19 protein-coding genes are annotated in these 23,943 nt (G+C 61.7%); 13 read left to right on the top strand and 6 right to left on the bottom strand.

Annotated features, from left to right (window positions below):
* Positions 1-75: 75 nt before the first annotated feature.
* The 4 genes from rsmA to JFU58_RS21230 are packed head-to-tail and all read right to left on the bottom strand — an operon-like array spanning position 76 to position 5,987.
* Positions 76-888: a 16S rRNA (adenine(1518)-N(6)/adenine(1519)-N(6))-dimethyltransferase RsmA gene (rsmA, locus tag JFU58_RS21245; protein ID WP_076017896.1), complete on the bottom strand. Its 813-nt coding sequence runs from the start codon at positions 886-888 to the stop codon at positions 76-78.
* Entirely contained in the window at positions 885-1,874 is a 990-nt protein-coding gene (gene pdxA, locus JFU58_RS21240) for a 4-hydroxythreonine-4-phosphate dehydrogenase PdxA (protein ID WP_093204434.1), read from the bottom strand. Before pdxA ends, rsmA begins: the two co-directional genes overlap by 4 nt.
* A complete protein-coding gene (locus JFU58_RS21235) occupies positions 1,871-3,208 on the bottom strand; it encodes a peptidylprolyl isomerase (RefSeq protein ID WP_371103567.1) in 1,338 nt (445 codons plus the stop codon). Before JFU58_RS21235 ends, pdxA begins: the two co-directional genes overlap by 4 nt.
* Positions 3,189-5,987, bottom strand: coding sequence for an LPS-assembly protein LptD (locus JFU58_RS21230; protein ID WP_201142118.1), 2,799 nt, complete (start codon positions 5,985-5,987; stop codon positions 3,189-3,191). Before JFU58_RS21230 ends, JFU58_RS21235 begins: the two co-directional genes overlap by 20 nt.
* Before the next feature lie 130 nt (positions 5,988-6,117).
* On the opposite strand from JFU58_RS21230, the gene JFU58_RS21225 reads away from it, so the two are divergent.
* From JFU58_RS21225 to JFU58_RS21215, 3 genes are read left to right on the top strand one after another with little or no spacing between them, the layout of a single operon-like run.
* The gene (locus JFU58_RS21225) at positions 6,118-7,137 is read left to right on the top strand and encodes an aminoglycoside phosphotransferase family protein (protein WP_201142116.1); all 1,020 of its coding nucleotides are present in this window, start codon (positions 6,118-6,120) and stop codon (positions 7,135-7,137) included.
* Positions 7,134-7,808, top strand: coding sequence for an N-acetylmuramate alpha-1-phosphate uridylyltransferase MurU (gene murU, locus JFU58_RS21220; protein ID WP_201142113.1), 675 nt, complete (start codon positions 7,134-7,136; stop codon positions 7,806-7,808). Before JFU58_RS21225 ends, murU begins: the two co-directional genes overlap by 4 nt.
* A gap of 1 nt (position 7,809) precedes the next feature.
* Complete coding sequence (locus JFU58_RS21215) at positions 7,810-8,577, top strand: TerB family tellurite resistance protein (protein ID WP_201142111.1); 768 nt, start codon at positions 7,810-7,812, stop codon at positions 8,575-8,577.
* Positions 8,578-8,695: 118 nt separating this feature from the next.
* Here the strand turns inward: JFU58_RS21215 and JFU58_RS21210 are convergent, their stop codons facing one another.
* Complete coding sequence (locus tag JFU58_RS21210) at positions 8,696-9,670, bottom strand: alpha/beta hydrolase family protein (protein WP_201142109.1); 975 nt, start codon at positions 9,668-9,670, stop codon at positions 8,696-8,698.
* A gap of 77 nt (positions 9,671-9,747) precedes the next feature.
* On the opposite strand from JFU58_RS21210, the gene JFU58_RS21205 reads away from it, so the two are divergent.
* The 10 genes from JFU58_RS21205 to trpE all read left to right on the top strand — a co-directional run bounded on the left by JFU58_RS21205 (position 9,748) and on the right by trpE (position 21,798).
* Positions 9,748-12,135, top strand: a complete 2,388-nt coding sequence (locus tag JFU58_RS21205) for a PAS domain-containing sensor histidine kinase (protein WP_201142107.1) — start codon at positions 9,748-9,750, stop codon at positions 12,133-12,135.
* A gap of 25 nt (positions 12,136-12,160) precedes the next feature.
* A complete protein-coding gene (locus JFU58_RS21200) occupies positions 12,161-12,790 on the top strand; it encodes a response regulator (protein ID WP_003210977.1) in 630 nt (209 codons plus the stop codon).
* Positions 12,791-13,004: 214 nt separating this feature from the next.
* Positions 13,005-14,117: an ABC transporter ATP-binding protein gene (locus tag JFU58_RS21195; protein ID WP_063026781.1), complete on the top strand. Its 1,113-nt coding sequence runs from the start codon at positions 13,005-13,007 to the stop codon at positions 14,115-14,117.
* Positions 14,118-14,160: 43 nt separating this feature from the next.
* Positions 14,161-15,201, top strand: a complete 1,041-nt coding sequence (locus JFU58_RS21190) for an ABC transporter substrate-binding protein (RefSeq protein ID WP_010167251.1) — start codon at positions 14,161-14,163, stop codon at positions 15,199-15,201.
* Between the two features lie 59 nt (positions 15,202-15,260).
* Positions 15,261-16,493: an ABC transporter permease gene (locus JFU58_RS21185; protein WP_003210972.1), complete on the top strand. Its 1,233-nt coding sequence runs from the start codon at positions 15,261-15,263 to the stop codon at positions 16,491-16,493.
* Positions 16,494-16,506: 13 nt separating this feature from the next.
* Entirely contained in the window at positions 16,507-17,331 is an 825-nt protein-coding gene (locus tag JFU58_RS21180) for an ABC transporter permease (RefSeq protein WP_003210970.1), read from the top strand.
* 196 nt (positions 17,332-17,527) lie between these two features.
* Positions 17,528-18,676 (top strand): iron-containing alcohol dehydrogenase, encoded by a 1,149-nt coding sequence (locus tag JFU58_RS21175; RefSeq protein WP_201142105.1) that lies wholly within the window; start codon positions 17,528-17,530, stop codon positions 18,674-18,676.
* An 83-nt stretch (positions 18,677-18,759) separates the two neighbouring features.
* The gene (gene rpe, locus JFU58_RS21170; protein ID WP_008434441.1) at positions 18,760-19,434 is read left to right on the top strand and encodes a ribulose-phosphate 3-epimerase; all 675 of its coding nucleotides are present in this window, start codon (positions 18,760-18,762) and stop codon (positions 19,432-19,434) included.
* Entirely contained in the window at positions 19,431-20,249 is an 819-nt protein-coding gene (locus tag JFU58_RS21165) for a phosphoglycolate phosphatase (RefSeq protein WP_201142103.1), read from the top strand. The genes rpe and JFU58_RS21165 overlap by 4 nt, the downstream gene beginning before the upstream one ends.
* A 67-nt stretch (positions 20,250-20,316) precedes the next feature.
* Positions 20,317-21,798: an anthranilate synthase component I gene (gene trpE / locus JFU58_RS21160; protein WP_093204481.1), complete on the top strand. Its 1,482-nt coding sequence runs from the start codon at positions 20,317-20,319 to the stop codon at positions 21,796-21,798.
* Positions 21,799-21,936: 138 nt separating this feature from the next.
* Here trpE and estP read toward each other — a convergent pair whose 3' ends face one another.
* On the bottom strand, positions 21,937-23,859 hold the full coding sequence (estP, locus tag JFU58_RS21155) for an esterase EstP (RefSeq protein ID WP_201142101.1): 1,923 nt from the start codon (positions 23,857-23,859) through the stop codon (positions 21,937-21,939).
* Positions 23,860-23,943 lie beyond the last annotated feature (84 nt).

Below are 23,943 nucleotides of genomic sequence, written 5' to 3'. Positions count from 1 at the left end.
AGCGGATGCCGATCAGTCTAGGCCAAGTGGTGGGCACTAGGCCAGACATGCTGTCTGGCGGTGCCCGACTCTACTTTATTCGGCCGCTGGCGCAGGCTGAATGGCGAGCTGGTCAGCCAGGCGCACGAAGGCGGCCAGGTCAAGCTGCTCGGGGCGCAGGCTGCCGTCGACACCGGCTGCTTCGATTTCGGCGTTGCTGAGCAAAGCCTTCAGCGTATTGCGCAAGGTCTTGCGGCGTTGGTTGAACGCCTCGCGCACCACGCGCTCCAGCAATTTGTGGTCTTTGGCCGGGTGCGGCAGCACCGCGTGAGGCACCAGGCGCACGATGGCGGAGTCGACCTTCGGCGGCGGGTTGAACGCGCCCGGGCCGACGTTGAACAGGTGTTCTACGCGGCAATGGTACTGAACCATGATCGACAGACGACCCCAATCACCGCCGCCAGGGCCTGCGGCCAGACGCTCAACCACTTCCTTTTGCAGCATGAAGTGCATGTCGCGGATGATGCCGGCGTTGTTCAGCAGGTGAAAAATCAGCGGGGTGGAGATGTTGTAAGGCAGGTTGCCGACCACCCGCAGGCTGTTGGGCGCCGCATTGAGGCTGGTGAAGTCGAACTTCAGCGCATCGCCCTGGTGCAGGTTGAAGTTGGGCATGCCGGCGAACTGCTGGTTGAGGATCGGGATCAGGTCCTTGTCCAACTCAACCACGTCCAACTGGCCGCCGCTCTTCAGCAGGCCTTGGGTCAGGGCGCCTTGGCCCGGACCGATTTCCAGCAGGCGGTCTTCGGGCTTGGCATGGATGGAGCGCAGGATGCGGTCAATCACGCCAGCGTCGTGCAGGAAGTTTTGCCCGAAACGCTTGCGCGCCCGGTGTTGGTAATGCTCGGTCATATACGGGTCTCGGCCATCTGATAGGCGGTTTCCAGGGCCACGTGCAGGCTGCCGGTATCGATCTTGCCGCTGCCTGCGAGGTCCAGGGCGGTGCCATGGTCGACGGAGGTGCGGATGATCGGCAGGCCCAGCGTCACGTTGACGGCGGCGCCGAAGCCTTTGTACTTCAGCACGGGCAGCCCCTGGTCATGGTACATCGCCAGCACTGCGTCGCAGTGCTCCAGATATTTGGGGGTAAACAGAGTGTCGGCAGGCAATGGGCCGCGCAGGTCCATGCCCTCAAGGCGCAGACGCTCCAGGGTTGGTTCGATGATGTCGATTTCTTCATGGCCCAGGTGGCCACCTTCACCGGCGTGGGGGTTGAGCCCGCAGACCAGGATGCGTGGTTGGGCGATGCCGAATTTCTGTTGCAGGTCGGCGTGCAGGATGCGTGTGACACGCTCCAGGCGCTCGGGGGTAATGGCGTCGGCAATCTCCCGCAGGGGCAGGTGAGTGGTCACCAGCGCCACCCGCAGGTCGCCCGTTGCCAGCATCATCACCACTTGTTCGGTGTGGGTCAGTTCGGCGAGGAATTCGGTATGGCCGGAAAAGGCGATCCCCGATTCATTGATCACGCCCTTGTGTACGGGCGCGGTGATCATTCCGGCGAAATCCCCGTCGATGCAGCCCTGGCCGGCTCGGGTCAGGGTTTCCAGGACGAAGGCAGCGTTGGCCTTGTCCAGTTGCCCGGCGACGACCTTGGCCGCCAGCGGGGTATCCCATACGTACAGGCTGTTTGCCGGTGCCGGAAGGTCAGGCCAGTTGCCTGGGCCCACCGATAGCAGATCGACGGCCACGCCCAGCTGCGCGGCCCGCTCAAGGAGCAAGTCGCGGCTGGTGATGGCAATCAGGGGGTGTGGCTGGGTGTGCGAGGCGAGCAGCAGGCACAGGTCAGGACCAATGCCGGCCGGCTCGCCGGGTGTCAATGCGAAACGCTTGGGTTTCACTGGGCTGCCTGGTCGGTGCCTGTTTGGTCGGCGCCAGGAAGCTTGTTCTCTACGTAGGCTTCGTCACGGATCTGACGCAACCAGGTTTGCAGCTCTTCGTCGTATTTGCGGTTACGCAGCACGGTCAGGGCTTGTTGCTCGCGGGCTTGAGCGGTGTTGTCAGTGGCGCGACGGCCAAGGACTTCCAGCACATGCCAGCCATATTGGGTCTTGAACGGCTTGGACAGTACGCCTTGCGGAGTCTTGGCCATGACGTCCTGGAACTCGGGAACCAGTGCTTTCGGGTCGATCCAGTTCAGATCACCGCCGTTAAGCGCCGAACCCGGGTCTTCGGAATAGCTCTTCGCCAGCTCGCCGAAGTCTTCGCCCGCTTCGATGCGGTCATAGAGCTTCTGGGCCAGTTCCTTGGTTTGGGCTTCGGTACGGATCTCGCTTGGCTTGACCAGGATGTGACGAACGTGAACTTCGTCCTTCATCTGGGCTTCTTCGCCACCGCGCTTGCCGAGCAACTTGAGGATGATGAAGCCGCCTGGTGTACGCGCAGGCTGGGTGATGCCACCCACTTCCATGGCGCTCAGCTCGCGGTCGAACGGTGGTGGCAGTTGAGCGGCTTTACGCCAGCCCATGTCACCGCCCTCGAGGGCGTTGTCGCTGCCGGATTGGGCAATGGCCATCTGGGCAAAGTCAGCACCTTGCTTGAGACGGTCATAGATGGCCTGGGTTTTCGCCGCAGCAGCGTTGAGCTGTTCTGCGTTGGCGCTGTCTGGGGTAGGAACCAGGATGTTGGCCAGGTGCAGTTCTTCGGAAAGCTGCATCTTGCCAAGGTCAGAGGCCAGGAAGTTCTTCACTTCCTGCTCGGACACTTGAACCCGCTCGGCCACACGGCGCTGACGCACGCGGCTGATGATCATTTCGCGGCGAATCTGGTCACGGGCGTCCTCATAGGACAGACCGTCGTGAGCCAGGGCGGCGCGGAACTGATCAACACTCATGTTGTTGCGCTGGGCGATGGTGCCGACAGCCTGGTTCAATTCTTCGTCGCTGATACGGATGCCGGAACGATCGCCGATCTGCAATTGCAGGTTTTCAACGATCAGGCGCTCGAGCACCTGCTGGTCCAGCACGCTGGTCGGCGGTACGCCGCCACCACGCTTGGCGATGGTTTGCTGAACTTCCTTGACCCGCTGGTCCAGTTGGCTCTGCATGATCACGTCGTTATCGACGATGGCCACTACCTTGTCCAGCGGTTGAACCGCAGCGTGAGCTGCGGCAGTACCCAGGAACAGCGCGCCCAGCATCAGCGGGCGCAGACAATCAGAAAGCTTGGTCTTCACGTTCACGATAACCTTCAATGCCTTTGTCGAGGAAGCTCTCTACCTTGGCGCCGGTCAGGCCGCCGAGTCCTTTAAGGACGATCTGGAAGAAGAGCCCGTGGTCACCCTTTTCGTTCAGCGGGGCGATCTGGCTGTATTCGTCGTTGGAAACCCAGTAACGGTTGATGACGCGCAGTTTCCAGCAGCAGTTGTCGTACTCGAAACCACCGAAAGCTTCCAGGGTGCGGTTGCGGGCATAGTCATACTGCCAGCGGGTGATCAGGTTCCACTGCGGAACGATCGGCCACATCATCGAGAAGTCGTGTTGCTGGATTTTGTAGTAATCCTTCACGAAGCCTGGTTGGCCTTCGGTACCGAAGTCTCCGCCAAATTGCCATTTGCCGGTCAGTTGGTTGTAGACCACCTGGTCGTTACGATAGCGATAGCCGACGTTGATAACCTTGTTCGGGTTGTCTTCCGGCTGGTAGTGGAACATCGCACTGCCGGAGCGTGGGCTATGGGTTGTTGGATCCCAGTTGTAGTCCGCAGTGGCGCGCCAATCGCGGTTGAAGCGGAACGAGTAGTCCAGTGCGATTGGTGAAACATTTTCGTGGGCATCATCGCGGGTCGTAGCATCAATGCCTGGCAATTGCACTTCGCGGTCTTTGAAGTAAATGGCCTGGCCGATGGACACACGTTGGCGTTCAAACCCGTTTTCTTCGATCCACCGGCTGGTTACACCCAGCGACAGCTTGTTTTCATCACCAATGCGGTCTCCACCGACAAAGCGGTTGTCACGAAACAGCGACGCGTAGCTGAACGCTGTTTCCGCAGTGTCAAAGACTGGAATATCGGTTTGGTCTTTTTCGGGAACATAGAGATAAAAAAGACGCGGCTCGAGTGTCTGGCGATAGGGTTTTCCAAACCAGTCCGTGTTGCGGTCGAAATAAAGACCGCTGTCGATGCTTGCAATCGGAACTGCGCGGCTTTGAGAGCTCTTGAATGTTTCGCCCAGAGCAGAAGCACCCATACGGTTTGTGACCAGATCGTCCTTGCCCTGGCTATCCAGATCAAGATCGTATTTGGTGTACACGTACTTGAGTTTCGGAGTAAGGAACCCATAGCTCCACTCCAGAGGGAGCGAGACATTTGGCGCAGCAGTCAAGCGGGTACCGTTGGCGCGCGTGAGGCCGGCGACCAGTGTGTCCAGGCGTGCGGACGGGATGCCGTTCTCGTCCTTGAACGTTCCGCTCTCTAGATCCCGATCAAACCTTACCGCTTCGGTCTCGTAGGCGAAATTCAACCCACCTGGATGGTATGGCAACGTACCGTTAAAGGTGAGCTGCGGCAGCCGGTTATACGGGGTGATCTGCGAAATCGTAGCCAGTTGATAGGCCTGCAGGTTCAGCGCTGCCTGGTAGGTATCGCCACGATAGGTCACGGAACCTTGCTGGTTCACGTAGTCCTGAGTCTTGATCCCTTCCTGATAGGACTTCAAATCCTGGAAGTAATATGGATCGCTGATGTTGGTGTAGTCGACCTTGGTCAGGACACGCGTGTCCAACCCGCCCTTATGCTGCCAGTTGAGCATATAACGAGTTTTTTCGTAGTCGGTCTGCAGCTTGCGCTCGTCGCTATCGTCGTTCAGGTACGCCCCACCAAACTGTCCTTCGCTCGACTTGGTGAGGTAGCGGAATTCGCCTTCCATCAACATGCCGCGCTTGGTCATGTATTGCGGGTACAACGTGGCATCGTAGTTTGGCGCCAGGTTGAAGTAGTACGGCGTAACCAGCGTGAAGCCAGTCTCGCCACCGGTGCTGAAGCTCGGCGGCAGGAAGCCGGATTGACGGCGGTTGTCGATCGGGAAGTAGATGTACGGGGTGTAAAGGATCGGAATGTCCTTCACTCGCAACGTTACGTTGGTCGCCGTACCAAAACCCGTGGCCGGGTTGAGCGTGATGTTGTTGCCCTTGAGCTGCCAGGCGTTGCTGTTCGGCTCACAGGTGGTGTACGTACCGTCCTTGAGACGGATGATCGCGTTCTCGGCGCGCTTGGCGTACAGCGCGTTGCCGCGGATGCGCGATTTGTGCATCACGTATTCGGCGTTGTCGACCTTGGCGGCACCGGTGTCCAGTTGGACTTCAGCGTGGTCGCCCACCAGCAGGGCGCCGTTGTCGCGCAGACGGACGTTGCCGTTCAGCTCGCCACGGTTCTCGGCCTGGTAAAGGTTGGCCTCGTCGGCCTCGACCTGCATGCTGCCCTGGCGCATGACGACGTCACCGGCCAGGGAAGCAACCTGCTGTTCCTGCTCGTAACGAGAGACCTTGGCGCCGATGAAGGTCGGCGCGTCGCTCTTGTTCGTCTTGTCGTTCATGCCAGGACGGATCGGCTCGATGTACGCGCCGGAGCAGTACGGGCCGGTTTCGGCCAGTTGCGCAGCGGTGAGCTTCTCGCGAGGGACCCAGTCCAGATGGCTGTAGTCGGCGCTGCGCGAACGCAGGCCACGGCCCTTGGCCTCGGTGACCAGCGTGGTCTGCGGCACTGCCTCGGCACTGCCGCCGGACTCGCCTTGCGGCGTGCCACTGGCGGAGCTGACGGCACTGCCGTCATGCACCGGGCGCGGTGGCAGCGGGGCTGCGGCCGTCTTCGGCGCGCAATCCCAGGCACCCGAAGCAGAGACTGAGCAGTCATACTGTTCCGCGGCGACCACGAATGAGGTGGCGAAAGGTTGCATGGCCAGCAGACTGCCGGTTACCAGCAACGGAAATTTTCTACGAAACGCGGGGGATTTCAATGCCATCTTATTAGTCCGGGCTTCCTGCGTGCCATCTGCCCGCGGTGTGGGCCGCACGCCTCTCGATGGTCTGAAAAAGATGCGTGATAATAAAGCATGACCCGCTTGACGGCTAGCGCCGTCGGAGACCCTTGTAATGCCCGACCAAGATCTACGTTTGCAACAGCTGAAAGTCTGGCTTGATGAGCAATTGCCCAGCCTTTTTACCGCCCAGGGCTGGGGTGTCGTACCCCCGGCCACGTTGACTGCGGCCAGCAGTGACGCGAGTTTCAGGCGTTACTTCCGATGGGACGGAGGAGGTCGCAGTTTTGTCGTAATGGACGCTCCACCCCCCCAGGAAAACTGCAAACCTTTCGTCGATATCGCTCATTTGCTCGGTCAATCGGGAATAAATGTTCCGAAAATTTATGCGCAAGATCTGATTCGCGGCTTTCTTTTGCTTAACGACCTGGGGAAAAAAAACTATCTGGACGTGATTGACGAGCAAAATGCTGATCAATTGTTCGCCGATGCCATCGACGCGTTGCTGGCTTTCCAGCAATTGCCGATGGAGGCGCCATTGCCCAGCTATGACGTCGCGCTGTTACGTCGGGAGCTGGAATTGTTTCCTGAATGGTACGTTCGCCGGGAGTTGGGCATCGAGTTCGACGCCCGGCAACTTGGCCTGTGGCAGCGCGTCAGCGAACACCTGATCGACAGCGCGCTGGCCCAGCCCAAGGTGCTGGTGCATCGCGACTATATGCCGCGCAACCTGATGATCAGCGAGCCGAACCCCGGCGTGCTGGATTTCCAGGACGCGGTCTACGGCCCGGTGACCTACGACATCACGTGCCTGTTCAAGGATGCGTTCCTCAGTTGGCCGCAGGCCCGCGTGCGGGAATGGCAGCGGGGTTATTGGCAGCGTGCTGGCGAGTTGGGCATACCGGTGCAGGCAGACTTTGAAGAATTCCTGCGGGCCAGCGACCTGATGGGCGTGCAGCGTCACCTGAAGGTGATTGGCATCTTCGCGCGCATTTGCCATCGCGATGGCAAACCACGCTACCTGGCGGACGTGCCGCGCTTCTTTGCTTATATAGAGGCGGTACTCGCGGACCGGCCAGAGTTGAGCGAACTGGGTGAGTTGCTGGCGAGCCTGCGTGTCGAGGCGGCGGTATGAAGGCCATGATCCTGGCCGCCGGCAAAGGGGAGCGGATGCGCCCGCTCACCCTGCACACGCCCAAGCCGCTGATCCAGGCCGGCGGCAAGCGCCTGATCGAGTATCACCTCGAGGCGCTGGCGAAAGCCGGCTTCACCGATGTCGTCATCAACCATGCCTGGCTCGGCCAGCAGATCGAAGGCTACCTGGGGGACGGCGCGCAGTACGGCGTACGTATCCAGTACTCGGCCGAAGGCGAGCCGCTGGAAACCGGCGGCGGGATTTTCAAGGCCTTGCCGCTGCTGGGGGACGAACCGTTCCTGGTGGTCAATGGCGACATCTGGACCGACTATGACTTCGCCAGCCTGAACCAGCCGTTGAATGGCCTGGCCCACCTGGTAATGGTCGACAATCCGGCCCATCACCCGTCCGGCGGTGACTTCTACATAAAGGACGGAGCGCTTCATGATGCCGCTCCCGGTGCCGATAACCTGACCTTCAGTGGCATTTCCGTGCTCCATCCCAAGCTGTTCGCGGGTTGCAGTGCGGGTGCTTTCAAACTGGCGCCGCTGTTGCGTGACGCCATGGCGAAAGGGTTGGTGACGGGGGAACACATGAACGGACGCTGGATTGATGTCGGGACGCTGGAGCGCCTGGCGCAAGTCGAAACCCTGCTGGCAGCGGGGCACTAGGATGTTGTGGCCAGGGACTCTGATTGGAGCCGGGGCAGGCTTTGCCATTGCCAGCATTCCGGGGGCTATGTTGGGCGCGTTGCTGGGCCAGGCGTTGGACCGGCGTTTGGAACTGCAAAGCTGGGCGCAGCTACGTGAGCGCCTCGGCGGTCGGCCGGCGCTGCGTAATGACGAATTGCTGTTCGTGTTGCTCGGCCGCCTGGCCAAGAGTAATGGCCGGGTAGTGGACGGGCATATCCAGCAGGCGCGCCAGGAAATGCGCTCGCTGGACATGTCCGAGCCGGCTCAGCGCCGTGCGATTGCCGCGTTCAATCGCGGCAAATCCGGCTCGGACCGGGTGCGCGGTTATTTGGGCGTGCTCAAGGCCCAGCCTCATGCGGCGGAGGGTGTGCTGCGTGCCTGTTGGCGCATGGCCTGGGCGGACGGCAAGGCCAGTACTGCCGAGCGCGAGTTGATTGAGCAATGGGGCAAATGGCTGGGTTGGACGGTCCAGCAGGTCCAGGCGCTGGCGGCTGACTACGAGCCAGAGCGCAAACCGTTGGCCAATCGTGGCGGGGCCTATCAGGAGGCGCTGCGGATTCTGGGGGTGACCTCGACCACTGAGCCTTCGGTGATCAAACGCGCCTACCGGCGCCTGCTCAGCCGGCACCACCCGGACAAAATTGCTGGCAGTGGTGCCAGTCCAGCCCAGGTGCGGGAGGCGACCGAGCGTACCCGCGAGCTGCATAACGCCTATGCGCTGATTCGCGAAAGACGAGACTTTCGCTGACTGTGGGAGCTGGCTTACCTGCGATGGCGTCACCTCGGCGCATCAGTGAAACCGAGTTGCCTGTATCGCAGGCAAGCCAGCTCCCACAGTTGATCTTTATCAGTTTCAACAGCGGCGATCAGTCCTCCGGTTTTTGCGGGCTCAGCCAACCGCGAATCCTCCGGTACAGTTGCTCTTGTCCGGCCGGGCTGTTATCGGGGAAGGCCTTCAACGACACCTGCTTGTAGCTGCCGTTCTTCAAGCGCTTGCTGGCCTGGGAGCGCTCCTGGGCGGCTTTGCTTGCCTGGGCGCTGTCCTGGTAGAAGAAGTCTGCCGTGGGCAGTTTCAAGGTCGGAGCCAGTTGTAGCAGATCGGGTTGCCGACTTGCGGGCGTCTGCGCCGCGACCATGACAAATTTCTGCACCTGCGCCGGTTGTTTTTCACTCAGGTAACGCGCGGCCCACCATGCGCCGGTGCCGTGGCCGAGCAACACAATACTGCGGGCATTCTGGGTCTGGGCGAAGGCAAGGGCGGCGTCAATGCGCGCGAAGATTCGCGTGGCGTCGGTCTTGTCTTGTTCATCGTTGCCCGGAACCACAGCCGGGTCGGTGCCTTCAGCTTCGGCGCTGGCGGCTTGCTCCACAGGTTTGGCGACGGTGCTCGCGTCTTTGCTGCTGGTGTCCACGGCCGCCTTGGGCGATTCGATGACCCGGGGTGGCAGCGTGTCCAGGGTCAGGTCCGGCAGTGACAAGCTCAGGGTGCCCCAGGCAGCGTCCGGCAATTTTTTGCGCAACGGCCCGATTGCTTGAGGCCAGTCAGCACTTTCGCCATTGCCCGGGACGATAATCACCACGCCTTCAGGCTCGCCAGTGTTGGCCGGCTTCCACAGGGCCAGGAAAGAATCGCTGCCTGCCTGCAACTGTTGCTGTTCCTGTTGTGGGATTTGTCGCTCCAGGGCGTTGGCTTCTTCCTGGCTGCGCTCGGGCAAGGGCTGGCGTGCTACCGGTTTTTCCGGGGCGGGAGCGGGAGTGTCGGCAGCCTCGACACAAAAGGCGCTGGTAAACAGCAGCGACAGGCACAATGCTGGCAGTGCCGAGCGGTGGGAAAGTGGCATCGTTGATTTCCGGCCAGAAGTGATTCCGGCAGCCTAATGGGTTGGTCAGTATTTGTCAGTGATATGAGACGTGGATCATGGGTTTTCGCTACCTGCTGGTTATCGGCTGTTTATGCTTTCCCTTGATCGCGGGCGCCGTGCCTGCGCCTGCCGCTCACCAGGCGCAGCTTGATGCCGGCGAACGTGAATGGCTCGGCCAGCATCCCGACTTGCGGGTCGGCCTGGTGTTACAGGCGCCTTATGCACAATACGATCGGCGCTTGCAGCGGCTTTCCGGGGCCAACGTCGAATTGATGCAGTGGCTGGCCAAGGCGCTGAACATCGAGCTGACCTGGCGCAACTTTCCCAATCAGGAGCAACTGGAGGCGGCGGTGCGTGACGGCGAGGTCGACCTCGCCCCCGGTCTGCTGCAAACCCCGGCCGGCCTGCGCCTGTGGTTATTCTCCGATCCGTATATGCGGGTGCCCCAGCACATCGTCGGGGTTCGCGATGGCAGCACCGCTGTCGACCTGGAAAAACTCGACGACCAATCCCGCGTCGCCGTGCGCATGCCCAGCGCCGTGGCGGATTACCTGCGCAGCACCTATCCGAGTCTCAACCTGCAAGGCGTGCCCATGGAGCGCCAGGCCCTGCAATTACTGGTGAGCCAGCAGGCGCGGTATGCGGTGGTGGATGAGGCGCAATTGAGCCGGTTGTCTGGGGAAACCGAGTTCGCCGGCCTCGCCGTGGTGGGCGATATCGGCCTGCCGCAATTGTTGCGGGTGGCGACGCGCCGCGACTGGCCAGAGCTGGCCGACATCATGCAAAGCGCCTTGCGTTCGATTCCCGCCCGCGATCTGGACCAGTTGCACACACGCTGGCTGCAGCCCAAATATCCTCGTGTGACCGAGTCGCCTGGGTTCTGGCAAAACCTCACCTTGCTTCTCGGCCTTCTCTTGCTCGCCAGCCTGGCCGTGGTGTTCTGGCAGCGCCGCCAGCAACGCGGCCTGGAACACAACCTGCTGGCCGCCCGGGAAGAAAGTGCCGCCCGGGCCGCCGGTGCCGAAGCCTTGCGCCTGACCCAATTCTCCATCGACCAAAGCACCGTCGGCATCCTCTGGGTCAATTGGGACAGCCATGTGCGCTACGCCAACCAGGCGGCGGAAACCATGCTCGGCTACGTTCCCGGCGCCCTGATCGAGCGACCGCTGATCGAATTCGACCCGACGCTGACCATGGACCGCTGGCTCAACCTGTGGAAACGCGCCCGGGCCAGCGAAGACGGGCCGCAGAGTTTTGCGACCAACTGCCTGCGCGCCGATGGCAGCGTATTGCCGGCCGACGTGTCCCTGAGTTTCCTGCGCTTTGCCGACGGCGAATACCTGGTGGTTTACCTCAACGACGTCACCGAGCGTCGCCGGGCCCTTGCGGCGTTGCAGGAAAGCGAAGCGCGGCTGCAAGGGATCGCCGCCAATGTGCCAGGTCTGGTGTTTCGCCTGGAGCGCTTGCCGCGCAGCGAGGCGATCGAGTTCGCCTACATCAGCCAGGGCAGCGAGGGGCTGGTGGGTTACGCGCCGGAAGTGCTCAGCCATCCGGCCATGGGCATTCGCAGCCTGGTGCATCCCGACGACCGCGCCAGTTATCACCGCACCCAGGACCAGGCCATCGAGACCGAGAGTAACTGGGCCTGGCAGGGCCGCATCCTGACCCGCCTGGGCGAGCAGCGCTGGGCCGATATCAAGGCTGTGACCCGGCGCCTGGAAGACGGCGCCGTGGTCTGGGACGGAATTGTCTGGGACATCAGCGAGAGCAAACGCATCGAGCTGGAGCTGGACGCCTCCCGCGCGCAACTGCGGGAATTGTCGGCCCACCTGGAAACCGTGCGCGAGGAAGAGAAGGCCCGCATCGCCCGGGAAGTGCACGACGAACTGGGGCAGATGCTCACCGTGCTCAAGCTGGAAACCTCGATGTGCGAACTGACCTACGCGCAACTGGATCCCGGCCTGCACGAGCGGCTGAACAGTATGAAGCGCCTGATCGCCCAACTGTTCCAACTGGTACGCGATGTGGCCACCGCCTTGCGTCCGCCGATTCTCGATGCCGGGATTGCCTCGGCGATCGAATGGCAGGCCCGGCGTTTCGAAGCCCGTACGCAGATTCCGTGCCTGGTGCAGGTGCCGGATAACCTGCCGCTACTGAGCGACGCCAAGGCCATCGGCCTGTTCCGCATCCTGCAGGAGGCACTGACCAATGTGATGCGCCATGCCCAGGCGCATACTGTCGAACTGACGCTGGTGGTGGAGGGCGCGCACTTGCGGCTGACCATCAGCGACGATGGCATTGGTTTCGTCCAGGCCCCCGGTCGACCAGTGTCGTTTGGCCTGGTGGGCATGCGCGAACGGGTGCTGATCATGGGCGGGCAGTTGAGCCTGGACAGCGCATTGGGCGAAGGCACCACCCTGAGTGTGACGGTGCCGCTGGATTGATAACCAAAAGAAGAGGACATCCACAGTGATCCGTGTACTGGTAGCCGAAGACCACACCATCGTTCGCGAAGGTATCAAGCAACTGATCGGCCTGGCCAAGGACCTGCTGGTGGTGGGCGAGGCGAGCAATGGCGAGCAGTTGCTGGAGACCCTGCGCCACGTGCCCTGCGAGGTGGTGTTGCTGGACATCTCGATGCCTGGCGTCAATGGCCTGGAAGCCATTCCGCGGATTCGTGCGCTGAACAATCCCCCGGCGATCCTGGTGCTATCGATGCACGACGAAGCGCAAATGGCCGCTCGTGCGCTGAAGGTCGGCGCCGCCGGTTATGCCACCAAGGACAGTGACCCGGCGCTGCTGCTGACGGCGATCCGCAAGGTTGCGGCGGGCGGGCGGTATATCGACCCGGACCTGGCGGACCGCATGGTCTTCGAGGTCGGCCTGACCGACTCCCGGCCGCTGCATTCGCTGTTGTCGGAGCGCGAGTTCTCGGTATTCGAGCGCCTGGCCCAGGGCGCCAACGTCAACGACATCGCCCAGCAGTTGGCGTTGAGCAGCAAAACCATCAGCACCCACAAGGCGCGCCTGATGCAAAAGCTCAACATCACCTCCCTGGCGGAACTGGTGAAGTACGCCATGGAGCACAAGCTTCTATAGTCGCCTATCTATTTGCGACCACCCTGTGCCGCTAGAAAACCCATTCCTGCCACCTGCAGCTGTCGCACTGTTCTGTGCCCGCCATCCGTGTAGGGCGATCCCTACCCCAAACCTTCCATCCTGCTGATGCCAATCTCTCCGGGCCCCCGATTTCCGCGGGCTTGCAGCTGGACTACGCTGGGTCCATGGCAGTCCAAAACAAAAAGGTGCGGGTATGAGCGAGGTGGATTCAAATGATGTACTGGTCAGCTTTCGTGGCGTGCAAAAGAGCTACGACGGCGAGAACCTGATCGTCAAAGACCTCAACCTGGAGATTCGCAAGGGCGAGTTCCTGACCCTGCTCGGGCCGTCCGGGTCGGGCAAGACCACCAGCCTGATGATGCTCGCCGGCTTTGAGACCCCCACCGCCGGCGAGATCCAGCTGGCCGGTCGTTCCATCAACAACGTGCCGCCCCACAAGCGTGACATCGGCATGGTGTTCCAGAACTACGCGCTGTTCCCGCACATGACTGTCTCCGAGAACCTGGCGTTTCCGCTCTCTGTACGCGGCCTGAGCAAGACCGACATCAGCGAGCGGGTCAAGCGTGTACTGAGCATGGTCCAGCTCGATGCCTTCGCCCAGCGCTACCCGGCGCAACTCTCCGGCGGTCAGCAACAGCGTGTGGCCCTGGCCCGGGCGCTGGTGTTCGAGCCACAGCTGGTGCTGATGGACGAACCCCTCGGCGCCCTCGACAAGCAGCTGCGCGAGCACATGCAGATGGAGATCAAGCATCTGCACCAGCGCCTTGGCGTGACCGTGGTGTACGTGACCCACGACCAGGGCGAAGCGCTGACCATGTCCGACCGGGTGGCGGTTTTCCACCAGGGCGAGATCCAGCAGATCGCTGCCCCACGCACCTTGTACGAAGAACCGAAAAACACCTTCGTCGCCAACTTCATCGGCGAGAACAACCGCCTCAATGGCCGCCTGCATAGCCATACCGGCGACCGCTGCGTGGTCGAGCTGGCGCGTGGCGAAAAGGTCGAGGCGCTGGCGGTGAACGTTGGCCAGGTCGGCGGTCCGGTGACCCTGTCGGTACGCCCGGAGCGCGTCAGCCTGAATGGTTCCAGCGAGAGCTGCGTCAACCGCTTTTCCGGGCGCGTGGCCGAATTCATCTACCTGGGCGACCACGTGCGAGTGCGCCTGGAAGTCTGCGGCAAGTCCGATTTTTTTGTGAAACAACCGATCGCCGAGCTGGACACAGCCCTGGCGGTCGGCGACGTGGTACCGATTGGCTGGCAAGTCGAGCACGTTCGCGCACTCGACCCACTTCTAGAGGCGAATTGATCGCCCCCTTGCTTCACCAACCTCGCACGTGGAGAGAACAACAATGTTGAGATCCCTGAAATATTCAGCCTTGGCTTTGAGCCTGATGGGCGCGACACAGGCCATGGCGGGCCCTGATTTGACGGTCGTGTCCTTCGGTGGCGCGAACAAGGCGGCACAGGTCAAGGCCTTCTACGCACCGTGGGAAAGCGCGGGCAACGGCAAGATCGTCGCCGGCGAGTACAACGGTGAAATGGCCAAGGTCAAGGCCATGGTCGACACCAAGAGCGTGTCCTGGGACCTGGTGGAAGTAGAGTCGCCGGAACTGTCCCGTGGTTGTGACGAAGACATGTTCGAACCCCTGGACCCGAAGCTGTTCGGCAACCCGGGCGACTACGTGAAGGGCGCGATCCAGCCGTGCGGCGTGGGCTTCTTCGTATGGTCCACCGTGCTGGCCTACAACGCCGACAAACTCAAAGCTCCACCAGGCGGCTGGGCAGATTTCTGGGACACCAAGAAATTCCCGGGCAAGCGCGGCCTGCGCAAGGGCGCCAAGTACACCCTGGAATTCGCCTTGATGGCTGACGGTGTGGCGCCGAAGGATGTGTACAAAGTGCTGGCCGGCAAAGATGGCCAGGACCGCGCGTTCAAGAAACTCGATGAACTCAAGCCGTATATCCAGTGGTGGGAAGCGGGCGCCCAACCGCCGCAGTACCTCGCTTCTGGCGACGTCGTGATGAGTTCTGCCTACAACGGTCGGATCGCCGCCGTGCAGAAAGAAAGCAATCTGAAAGTGGTGTGGAACGGCGGGATCTACGATTTCGACGCCTGGGCCATTCCAAAAGGCCTGGCCAAGGACCGTGCTGACGCGGCGAAGAAATTCATCGCCTTCTCGGTGCAGCCGCAGCAGCAGAAGACCTATTCGGAAAACATCGCCTACGGCCCGGCTAATACCCAAGCCGTACCGTTGCTGGCCAAGGACATCCTGAAGGACATGCCGACTACCCCGGAAAACATCGCCAATCAGGTGCAGATCGACGTGAGCTTCTGGGCGGATAACGGTGAGCAACTGGAGCAGCGCTTTAATGCGTGGGCGGCCAAATAACCCGGTCGCCAATGTGACACCAACGTTTTGCATTCATGTTTAAGAACCCGGAGTTCGCCATGGCCCTCGCCATTCCCAGCCCCACCCTGAAACAGCGCCTGGCGCGTGCCGAACGGCTCAACCGCTGGAAGGCCCAGGCCTTGATCGCGCCGCTGGTGGTGTTTTTGCTGCTGGTGTTCCTGGTGCCGATTGTGGCGCTGCTGTACAAAAGCGTCGGCAACCCGGAAGTGGTGGGCGGCCTGCCGCGCACGGTGGTAGCGGTAACCGCCTGGGACGGTCGTGGCCTGCCCGGCGAGCCGGTGTACCAGGCCATCAGCGAGGACTTGGGCGAAGCCCGGAAAAACTCGACCCTGGGCGACCTCTCAAAACGCTTGAACATGGAACTGGCGGGCTATCGCAGCCTGCTGACGAAAACCGCGCGGGCGCTGCCGTTTACCGAAGCGCCTGCCTCTTATAAAGAAGCGCTGGAAAACCTCGACGAACGCTGGGGTGACCCGGCGTACTGGCAGGCGATCCGGCGTAACACCAGCAGCCTGACGCCGTACTACCTGCTGGCGGCCGTGGATCATCGCATCGACGACCTCGGCGAAATCGCCCCGGCCACTCCAGACCAGGCGATCTACCTCGATATCTTCGCCCGTACGTTCTGGATGGGTCTGGTCATCACCGTGTGCTGCCTGCTATTGGCCTATCCACTGGCTTACCTGCTGGCCAACCTGCCGGCGCGGCAAAGCAACCTGCTGATGATCCTGGTGCTGCTGCCGTTCTGGACCTCGGTGCTGGTGCGCGTAGCGGCCTGGATCGTGTTGCTGCAGTCCGGCGGCTTGATCAACAGCGCGTTGATGGGCATGGGCCTGATCGATAAACCGGTGGAACTGGTGTTCAACCGGCTCGGCGTTTACATCTCCATGGTGCACATCCTGCTGCCGTTCATGATTCTGCCGATCTACAGCGTGATGAAAGGCATCTCGCCGACTTACATGCGGGCGGCGATTTCCCTGGGTTGTCACCCATTCGCCAGCTTCTGGCGCGTGTACTTCCCGCAGACCTACGCAGGCGTTGGTGCCGGCTGCCTGTTGGTGTTCATTTTGGCGATCGGCTACTACATCACCCCGGCCTTGCTGGGCAGCCCGAACGACCAGATGGTCAGCTACTTCGTGGCCTTCTACACCAACACCAGCATCAACTGGGGCATGGCCACGGCCTTGGGCGGCTTGTTGCTGCTGGCCACCGTGGTGCTGTACCTGATCTACAACTGGCTGGTGGGCGCCAGCCGCCTGCGCCTGAGCTAAGGAGACCGTTGCGATGCTGAGCCCTTATATGTCGCCCGTGGAACGGGTCTGGTTCTACAGCTTGCGGATTCTCTGCGGCCTGATCCTGTTGTTCCTGATCTTGCCGGTGCTGGTGATCATCCCGCTGTCGTTCAACAGCGGAAGTTTCCTGGTTTACCCGCTGCAAGGTTTTTCGCTGCACTGGTACCAGGACTTCTTCGGCTCGGCGGAATGGATGCGGGCGCTGAAGAACAGCATCATCGTGGCCCCGGCGGCGACGGTGCTGGCGATGGTGTTCGGCACCTTGGCAGCGATCGGCCTGACCCGTGGGCATTTCCCCGGCAAGGCGCTGGTCATGGCCCTGGTGATTTCGCCGATGGTGGTGCCGGTGGTGATTATCGGCGTGGCCAGTTACCTGTTCTTCGCACCGCTGGGCCTGGGCAACAGCTTCTTCTCGCTGATCGTGGTACACGCGGTGCTGGGCGTGCCGTTCGTGATCATCACGGTGTCGGCGACCTTGCAAGGGTTCAACCATAACCTGGTGCGGGCGGCGGCCAGCCTGGGCGCATCACCGCTGACGGCGTTTCGCCGGGTGACCTTGCCGCTGATTGCGCCGGGGGTGATTTCCGGGGCGCTGTTTGCGTTTGCCACCTCGTTTGATGAAGTGGTGGTGACGCTGTTCCTCGCCGGGCCCGAACAGGCGACCTTGCCCCGCCAGATGTTCAGCGGCATCCGCGAAAACCTCAGCCCCACCATTGCCGCAGCGGCGACCTTGCTGATCGCCTTCTCGGTGGTGCTGTTGCTGACCTTGGAATGGCTGCGGGGGCGCAGTGAAAAGCTGCGTACTGCGCAGGTCTAAAGGCCGGCTCTCGGTCAAATGTGGGAGCTGGCTTGCCTGCGATGCGGGCGACTCGGTTTTTCAGTTGCACCGAGTTGATGCTATCGCAGGCAAGCCAGCTCCCACAGGGAACGTGCCATTCAGCGGCTGAATGGCAGACAACCCGTAATCAGACGCTATCCTTGTGCCAGCCCATAACTGATAAGAGGCCGCGCACATGAGTAATTCCTCATTCAAGATCGCCCATAAACTGCTCACCGGCCCAGGCGCCATTGAGCAACTGGCCGCCGAGCTGACGCGGCTGGATGTCGACAACCCGCTGATTGTCACCGACGCGGCGCTGGTCAAGTCCGGCACGGTGGCGCTGGCGCTGGAGCACCTGGGTGAGCGGGCCTATGAAATTTTCGACCGCGTGCTGCCCGACCCGGAAATCGCCATCGTCGAGGACTGCATGCGCGTTTACCGAGAAGGCGGGCATGACGGCCTGATCGGCGTCGGCGGTGGCAGTGCCATCGACATTGCCAAGAGCGTGGCGGCCTACGCCGGTTATCACGGCGCCCTGGCCGACCTGTTCGGCGTCGACCAGGTGCCGCGCAAAGGTCCGCCGTTGATCGCGATCCCCACCACCGCCGGCACCGGCTCTGAAGTGACCAACGTGGCGATTCTGTCGGACAAGGTCGCGCAACTGAAAAAAGGCATCGTCAGCGATTTCCTGCTGCCGGACGTGGCCCTGATCAGCCCGCAAATGACCCTGACCTGCCCCCGCAGCGTGACTGCCGCCAGTGGCGTGGATGCGCTGGTGCATGCCATCGAGTCCTACTTGTCGCTGAATGCCTCGCCGATCACTGATGCGCTGGCCATTGGTGCGATCAAACTGATCGCCAAGGCGTTGCCCAAGGCCTACGCCAATCCGCTCAACCTGCAAGCCCGTGACGACATGGCCACCGCCAGCCTGATGGCCGGGATGGCGTTCGGGAATGCCGGCGTGGGCGCGGTGCATGCGTTGGCCTACCCACTGGGCGGGCGCTTCAACATCGCCCACGGCGTGAGCAATGCCTTGCTGCTGCCCTACGTGATGCATTGGAACAAGCTGGCGTGTGTGGAGCGCATGCAGGAGATTGCCGAGGCCATGGGTGTGAATGTCACGGGGCTGAGCGCCGTGGATGCGGCGGATCAGGCCGTCGAGGCGATGACGCGACTGTGTGCCGCAGTGGAGATCCCGTCCGGCCTGCGCAGCTTTGGTGTGCCCGAAGACGCGATCCCGGCCATGGCCATAGAGGCCGCGGGGATCGAACGCCTGATGCGCAACAATCCGCGCAAGCTCAGCGCCGCTGATATCGAGAAAATCTACCGGGCTGCGTTCTAACCATTGAGCGAGGTCACGGTGCGCGCGGCAAAGCATGAGGTATACAATGCGCGCCATCGTGATTTAGCTCAAAAAGGTGCGTCATGCAGCCCTTCGTCATTGCTCCATCGATTCTCTCCGCCGACTTCGCCCGCCTGGGTGAGGAAGTGGACAACGTGTTGGCCGCCGGTGCCGACTTCGTTCACTTCGATGTCATGGACAACCACTATGTGCCGAACCTGACCATTGGTCCGATGGTCTGCGCCGCCCTGCGCAAATACGGCGTGACCGCGCCCATCGATGCGCACTTGATGGTCAGCCCGGTGGACCGCATCGTCGGCGACTTCATCGAAGCCGGTGCGACCTACATCACCTTCCACCCGGAAGCCACGCTGCACGTGGACCGCACCCTGCAACTGATCCGCGAGGGCGGTTGCAAGGCGGGCCTGGTGTTCAACCCGGCCACCCCGTTGAGCGTGCTTGAGTACGTGATGGACAAGGTCGACATGGTCCTGTTGATGAGCGTCAACCCGGGCTTCGGCGGGCAGAAATTCATCCCCGGCACCCTCAACAAGCTGCGTGAAGCGCGGGCGCTGATCGATGCATCGGGCCGTGATATCCGCCTGGAGATCGACGGTGGCGTCAACGTCAACAACATCCGCGAAATCGCCGCAGCGGGTGCCGACACCTTTGTGGCCGGCTCGGCGATCTTCAATGCCCCGGACTATCAGGAAGTGATCGCCAAGATGCGTGCAGAACTGGCGCTGGCGCGTCCATGAGCGGCTTTGAGCAGCTGTTCCCCGGCAAACTGCCACGGTTGGTGATGTTCGATCTGGACGGTACGTTGATCGATTCGGTGCCGGACCTGGCGGCGGCGGTGGACCAGATGCTGCTCAAGCTGGGGCGCAAGCCAGCGGGCATCGAGTCGGTGCGCGAGTGGGTTGGCAACGGCGTGCAGATGCTGGTGCGCCGGGCCCTGGCCAACAACATCGAAGCCGAGGGTGTCGATGAGGTGGAGGCCGAGCACGCCCTTGAGTTGTTCAACGTGGCCTATGAAAACGGCCACGAGCTGACCGTGGTTTATCCCGGCGTGCGCGACACCCTGAAATGGCTGCACAAGCAGGGCGTGGAAATGGCCCTGATCACCAACAAACCGGAGCGCTTTGTCGCGCCTTTGTTGGACCAGATGAAGATCGGCCGGTATTTCCGCTGGATCATCGGTGGCGATACCTTGCCGCAGAAGAAGCCAGATCCGGCGGCACTGTTTTTCGTGATGAAAATGGCCAATATCCCGGCGTCTCAATCGCTGTTTGTCGGCGATTCGCGCAGTGATGTGCTGGCGGCGAAAGCGGCGGGGGTCAAGTGTGTGGCCTTGAGTTACGGCTACAACCATGGCCGGCCGATTGCCGAGGAATCCCCGGCGCTGGTGATTGATGACCTGCGCCTGTTAATCCCCGGTTGCTTGGGAACGGGCGCTGAGATAACGTTGCCCGACGCTGTTCCATCCCCTTCTGGAAATCCCATCGTGGTGGTCACTCGCAAACTCTGGATGAAAGTCATCAAGGCCCTGGCCCGCTGGCGTTGGCGCGCCTGACTGATCCTGCCGCGCTGCGGCACGTTTGCACACCTGACCGTTAGACCCTCAAGCCACGAGGCACCCCATGATCCGCGAAGAATTCCTGCGTTTGGCCGCTGCCGGCTACAACCGTATCCCCATGGCCTGCGAAACCCTGGCCGACTTCGACACGCCATTGTCGATCTACCTGAAACTGGCCGACGAGCCCAACTCCTATCTGCTGGAGTCGGTGCAGGGCGGCGAGAAATGGGGCCGTTATTCGATCATCGGGCTGCCGTGCCGCACGGTGCTGCGGGTACATGATCACCATGTCAGCATCACCCTGGACGGCGTCGAGATTGAAAGCCACGACGTGGAAGATCCGCTGGCCTTCGTCGAGGCGTTCAAGGCGCGCTACAACGTGCCGACCATCGCCGGCCTGCCGCGCTTCAACGGCGGCCTGGTGGGTTACTTCGGCTACGACTGCGTGCGCTACGTAGAAAAACGCCTGGGCAAATCCCCGAACCCCGATCCGTTGGGCGTGCCGGACATTCTGCTGATGGTTTCCGACGCGGTGGTGGTGTTCGACAACCTCGCGGGCAAGATGCACGCGATTGTGTTGGCCGACCCTTCCCAGGCCGACGCGTTCGAGCAAGGCCAGGCCAGCCTCGAAGCGCTGCTGGAAAAGCTGCGCCAGCCGATCACTCCGCGCCGTGGCCTGGACCTTAGCCGTCCACCGGCGGCCGACCCGGTGTTCCGCTCCAGCTTTACCCAGGCTGACTACGAGCGTGCCGTCGATACCATCAAGGAATATATCCTTGCCGGTGACTGCATGCAGGTGGTGCCGTCGCAACGCATGTCCATCGACTTCAAGGCTGCGCCCATCGATTTGTACCGGGCGCTGCGCTGCTTCAACCCGACGCCGTACATGTACTTCTTCAACTTTGGCGACTTCCATGTGGTAGGCAGTTCGCCGGAAGTGCTGGTGCGTGTGGAAGACAACCTGATCACCGTGCGCCCGATTGCTGGCACGCGCCCTCGCGGTGCGACCGAGGAGGCGGACCTGGCGCTGGAGCAGGACCTGCTGAGCGACGACAAGGAAATCGCCGAGCACTTGATGCTGATCGACCTGGGCCGCAACGACACCGGGCGTGTTTCGGAAATCGGTTCGGTGAAGCTCACCGAGAAGATGGTGATCGAGCGTTATTCCAACGTGATGCACATCGTGTCCAACGTCACCGGCGAGCTGAAGGCCGGATTGACCGCGATGGATGCACTGCGGGCGATCCTGCCGGCGGGCACCTTGTCGGGTGCGCCGAAGATTCGTGCGATGGAAATCATCGACGAGCTGGAGCCGGTCAAGCGTGGTGTGTATGGCGGCGCGGTGGGGTATTTCGCCTGGAACGGCAATATGGACACTGCGATCGCGATCCGTACGGCGGTGATCAAGGACGGCGAACTGCACGTGCAGGCAGGCGGCGGGATCGTGGCCGACTCGGTGCCGGCGCTGGAGTGGGAAGAGACGCTGAACAAGCGCCGGGCGATGTTCCGTGCGGTGGCGTTGGCTGAGCAGACCCCGCAGGACTAACTGCTGATCTAGATCCAAATGTGGGAGCCGGGCTTGCCCGCGATGGCGGTGTGTCAGTCGACAGATTAGTTGACTGATTTACCGGCATCGCAGGCAAGCCAGCTCCCACAGTTGTTTTGTGAGGGGTTTGAGATCGCCTCAGAAATCCAGACTCACCCCGACACTCACCCCCTGCTGGGTAAAGTTGTCATCCTTTCTCACGTTATAGGCCGCGTTCAACGCCAGGTCCTTGGTCACCTTGTGGGTAATCCCCAGGTTCAAGCGATCCGAATTGCTGCGTGGCGTGTAGCCGTCCAGTTTGAAATCAATCCCCGGCACGCTGTTGAGGGACATGCCCACTCGCTGCGTATCGTTTTCAAACTCGTGTTCGTGGGCCACTTCACCAAACACCAGGGTTTGCGGAGTGAAGCGGTAGTTGGCTTGTAATCCGATTCCCAGGCGCTTGGAGTCGCGCTGTTGGTCATCAAAGGTCAGCGCGGTGGAACGGGCATCTTTCTCCGAATAACCATTCACCTCGACCCGTGAGTAATCGGCGCTGATGAAGGGCGAGAAGTGCCATTCACTATTCGGCTCGGCGATGTCATACCCCACGCGTGCGCTCAAGGCCCATAGCCAGCCGTCAGTGTCGCCTTTCTCGGTGCCTTCGCTGATGCCCAGGGCGAACTTGCGTTTGAGGTTGTCGAAGTCCAGCTTGCCGCCGGTCAATGCGGCGTCGGCCCACCAGTGATCTTCCTGATACTGGGCGAACACGGTGCCCAGGTAACTGTTGAGCTTGTAGTCCGAATCGCTCGCGCCGGCCTCAAGACTCTGGCGGTAGAAGCCTGCCGCCACACCCACGCGCCATTCGTCATTGAGCCTGTAGCTGCCACCGATGTTCAGGTTGTAGCCGCTGCCGTCACCGCTGGCCGAGCTGTTTTGATCATCGAAGTCCAGGTGCTGGCCGCCAGCGTCGACAATCGCCCGCCACTGGCCTACGGCCTGCCAGCTACCCGAGTCGGCTTGCCATTGGTTGCGCAATGAATCCTGATGGGCGCGCAAGGTACCTTGGGCCATTTCCGGAAGCAGGGTGATTTCCCAAGGGGCCGCGAGCAGCGAATACGCGTAGTCGGCGATCAACACCTGGCCGGCCTCGGTCGGGTGGACGGTGTCGTTGTAAATCAGCTTGGTCGGGTCCGGGCTGGTCCCGCCGACGCCATACACGGGGTTCCGGCAGGTGGTGCCGCTGAAGCAGGTCTGGTTGAGGTTCTGGTTGGTGGCAAAGCCAAAGCGGCCGGGATCGGCGAAGGTTTCCTTGAGCAGCAACGGAATGTTCAGTGGGATGATCTGCGCATCGATTTGCGACAGACGCTGCACCAGAGTCTGGTTGAACACGCCGGCCAGGGCGCTGACGGTCCCTTGGAGCGGCGTGCCATTGACGGCAGGCGTCAGGCCCAGGTCCGGCAGCATCCACACCATGACATATCGGGCGCCAGCCTGTTGCAGAGCCTGGGCGCTGTCGGCCAGGCGACCGGCTGCGGCCGAGGCTTGACCGGGGCTGAGGACCAGGCCGTCGAGGAAGTCATTCCCGCCGCCGGAGAGAAAGTACAACGCGTTGGGGTCGGCTCGGCCGCCCGTGGATGTCAGGTATCCGGGGCGGGTACGCAACACCTGCCCGGTGTCGCTATCGGTGACGGTGGAGTTGCCGGTGATGGCATCGTAGATCTGCTGGGTGGTGTAGCCGCCGACGGCCCAGTTGTTGCCATCTGCCTGGCCTTGCGCGGCGCGCTGCGGCGAGGTGGATGCGTTCAGGTCGCCTGCCGCCACTCCCAGCTTGCCGCCCAATAATGTCGAGGAAATCAGCGAAGTGCTTTCGCCGCTGCCGTCGAAGTACTGCGGGCCGGTACGGTTGGTGAAGCGATAGGTTGAACCCGGCGCCCCAGGGTCGGCGAATGTCCCGGCGTCAGCCAGGCTGTCGCCGAATACGATCATGGTCGAGTAGGGCGACGGCGCGGCGAACGCTTGGGAGCAAGCCAGGCTTAGCAGGCAGCCGACGAGTGGAGCGAAATAAGGGGTCTTGGTCATGAGTCCGTCCATGCTTTTGTTTTTTTATCAGCACTGTGACTGTAGCGACCTTTCAAGGGTTCTGAAAAAATTGACGCCAATTAT

The organism is Pseudomonas sp. TH34 (assembly GCF_016650865.1).
Classification (GTDB): Bacteria; Pseudomonadota; Gammaproteobacteria; order Pseudomonadales; family Pseudomonadaceae; genus Aquipseudomonas; species Aquipseudomonas yamanorum.
This window is presented reverse-complemented; position numbering and strand designations above follow the sequence as displayed.

Excerpts from the sequence above, each read along its gene's own strand:
- JFU58_RS21165 (WP_201142103.1), top strand. The coding sequence starts at position 19,431 with ATGAGCGGCTTTGAGCAGCTGTTCCCCGGCAAACTGCCACGGTTGGTG.
- rpe (WP_008434441.1), top strand. The coding sequence starts at position 18,760 with ATGCAGCCCTTCGTCATTGCTCCATCGATTCTCTCCGCCGACTTCGCC.
- JFU58_RS21210 (WP_201142109.1), bottom strand. The coding sequence starts at position 9,670 with ATGCCACTTTCCCACCGCTCGGCACTGCCAGCATTGTGCCTGTCGCTG.
- JFU58_RS21215 (WP_201142111.1), top strand. The coding sequence starts at position 7,810 with ATGTTGTGGCCAGGGACTCTGATTGGAGCCGGGGCAGGCTTTGCCATT.
- trpE (WP_093204481.1), top strand. The coding sequence starts at position 20,317 with ATGATCCGCGAAGAATTCCTGCGTTTGGCCGCTGCCGGCTACAACCGT.
- JFU58_RS21225 (WP_201142116.1), top strand. The coding sequence starts at position 6,118 with ATGCCCGACCAAGATCTACGTTTGCAACAGCTGAAAGTCTGGCTTGAT.
- rsmA (WP_076017896.1), bottom strand. The coding sequence starts at position 888 with ATGACCGAGCATTACCAACACCGGGCGCGCAAGCGTTTCGGGCAAAAC.
- JFU58_RS21205 (WP_201142107.1), top strand. The coding sequence starts at position 9,748 with ATGGGTTTTCGCTACCTGCTGGTTATCGGCTGTTTATGCTTTCCCTTG.
- JFU58_RS21185 (WP_003210972.1), top strand. The coding sequence starts at position 15,261 with ATGGCCCTCGCCATTCCCAGCCCCACCCTGAAACAGCGCCTGGCGCGT.
- JFU58_RS21195 (WP_063026781.1), top strand. The coding sequence starts at position 13,005 with ATGAGCGAGGTGGATTCAAATGATGTACTGGTCAGCTTTCGTGGCGTG.
- estP (WP_201142101.1), bottom strand. The coding sequence starts at position 23,859 with ATGACCAAGACCCCTTATTTCGCTCCACTCGTCGGCTGCCTGCTAAGC.
- JFU58_RS21180 (WP_003210970.1), top strand. The coding sequence starts at position 16,507 with ATGCTGAGCCCTTATATGTCGCCCGTGGAACGGGTCTGGTTCTACAGC.
- murU (WP_201142113.1), top strand. The coding sequence starts at position 7,134 with ATGAAGGCCATGATCCTGGCCGCCGGCAAAGGGGAGCGGATGCGCCCG.
- JFU58_RS21175 (WP_201142105.1), top strand. The coding sequence starts at position 17,528 with ATGAGTAATTCCTCATTCAAGATCGCCCATAAACTGCTCACCGGCCCA.
- JFU58_RS21230 (WP_201142118.1), bottom strand. The coding sequence starts at position 5,987 with ATGGCATTGAAATCCCCCGCGTTTCGTAGAAAATTTCCGTTGCTGGTA.
- JFU58_RS21190 (WP_010167251.1), top strand. The coding sequence starts at position 14,161 with ATGTTGAGATCCCTGAAATATTCAGCCTTGGCTTTGAGCCTGATGGGC.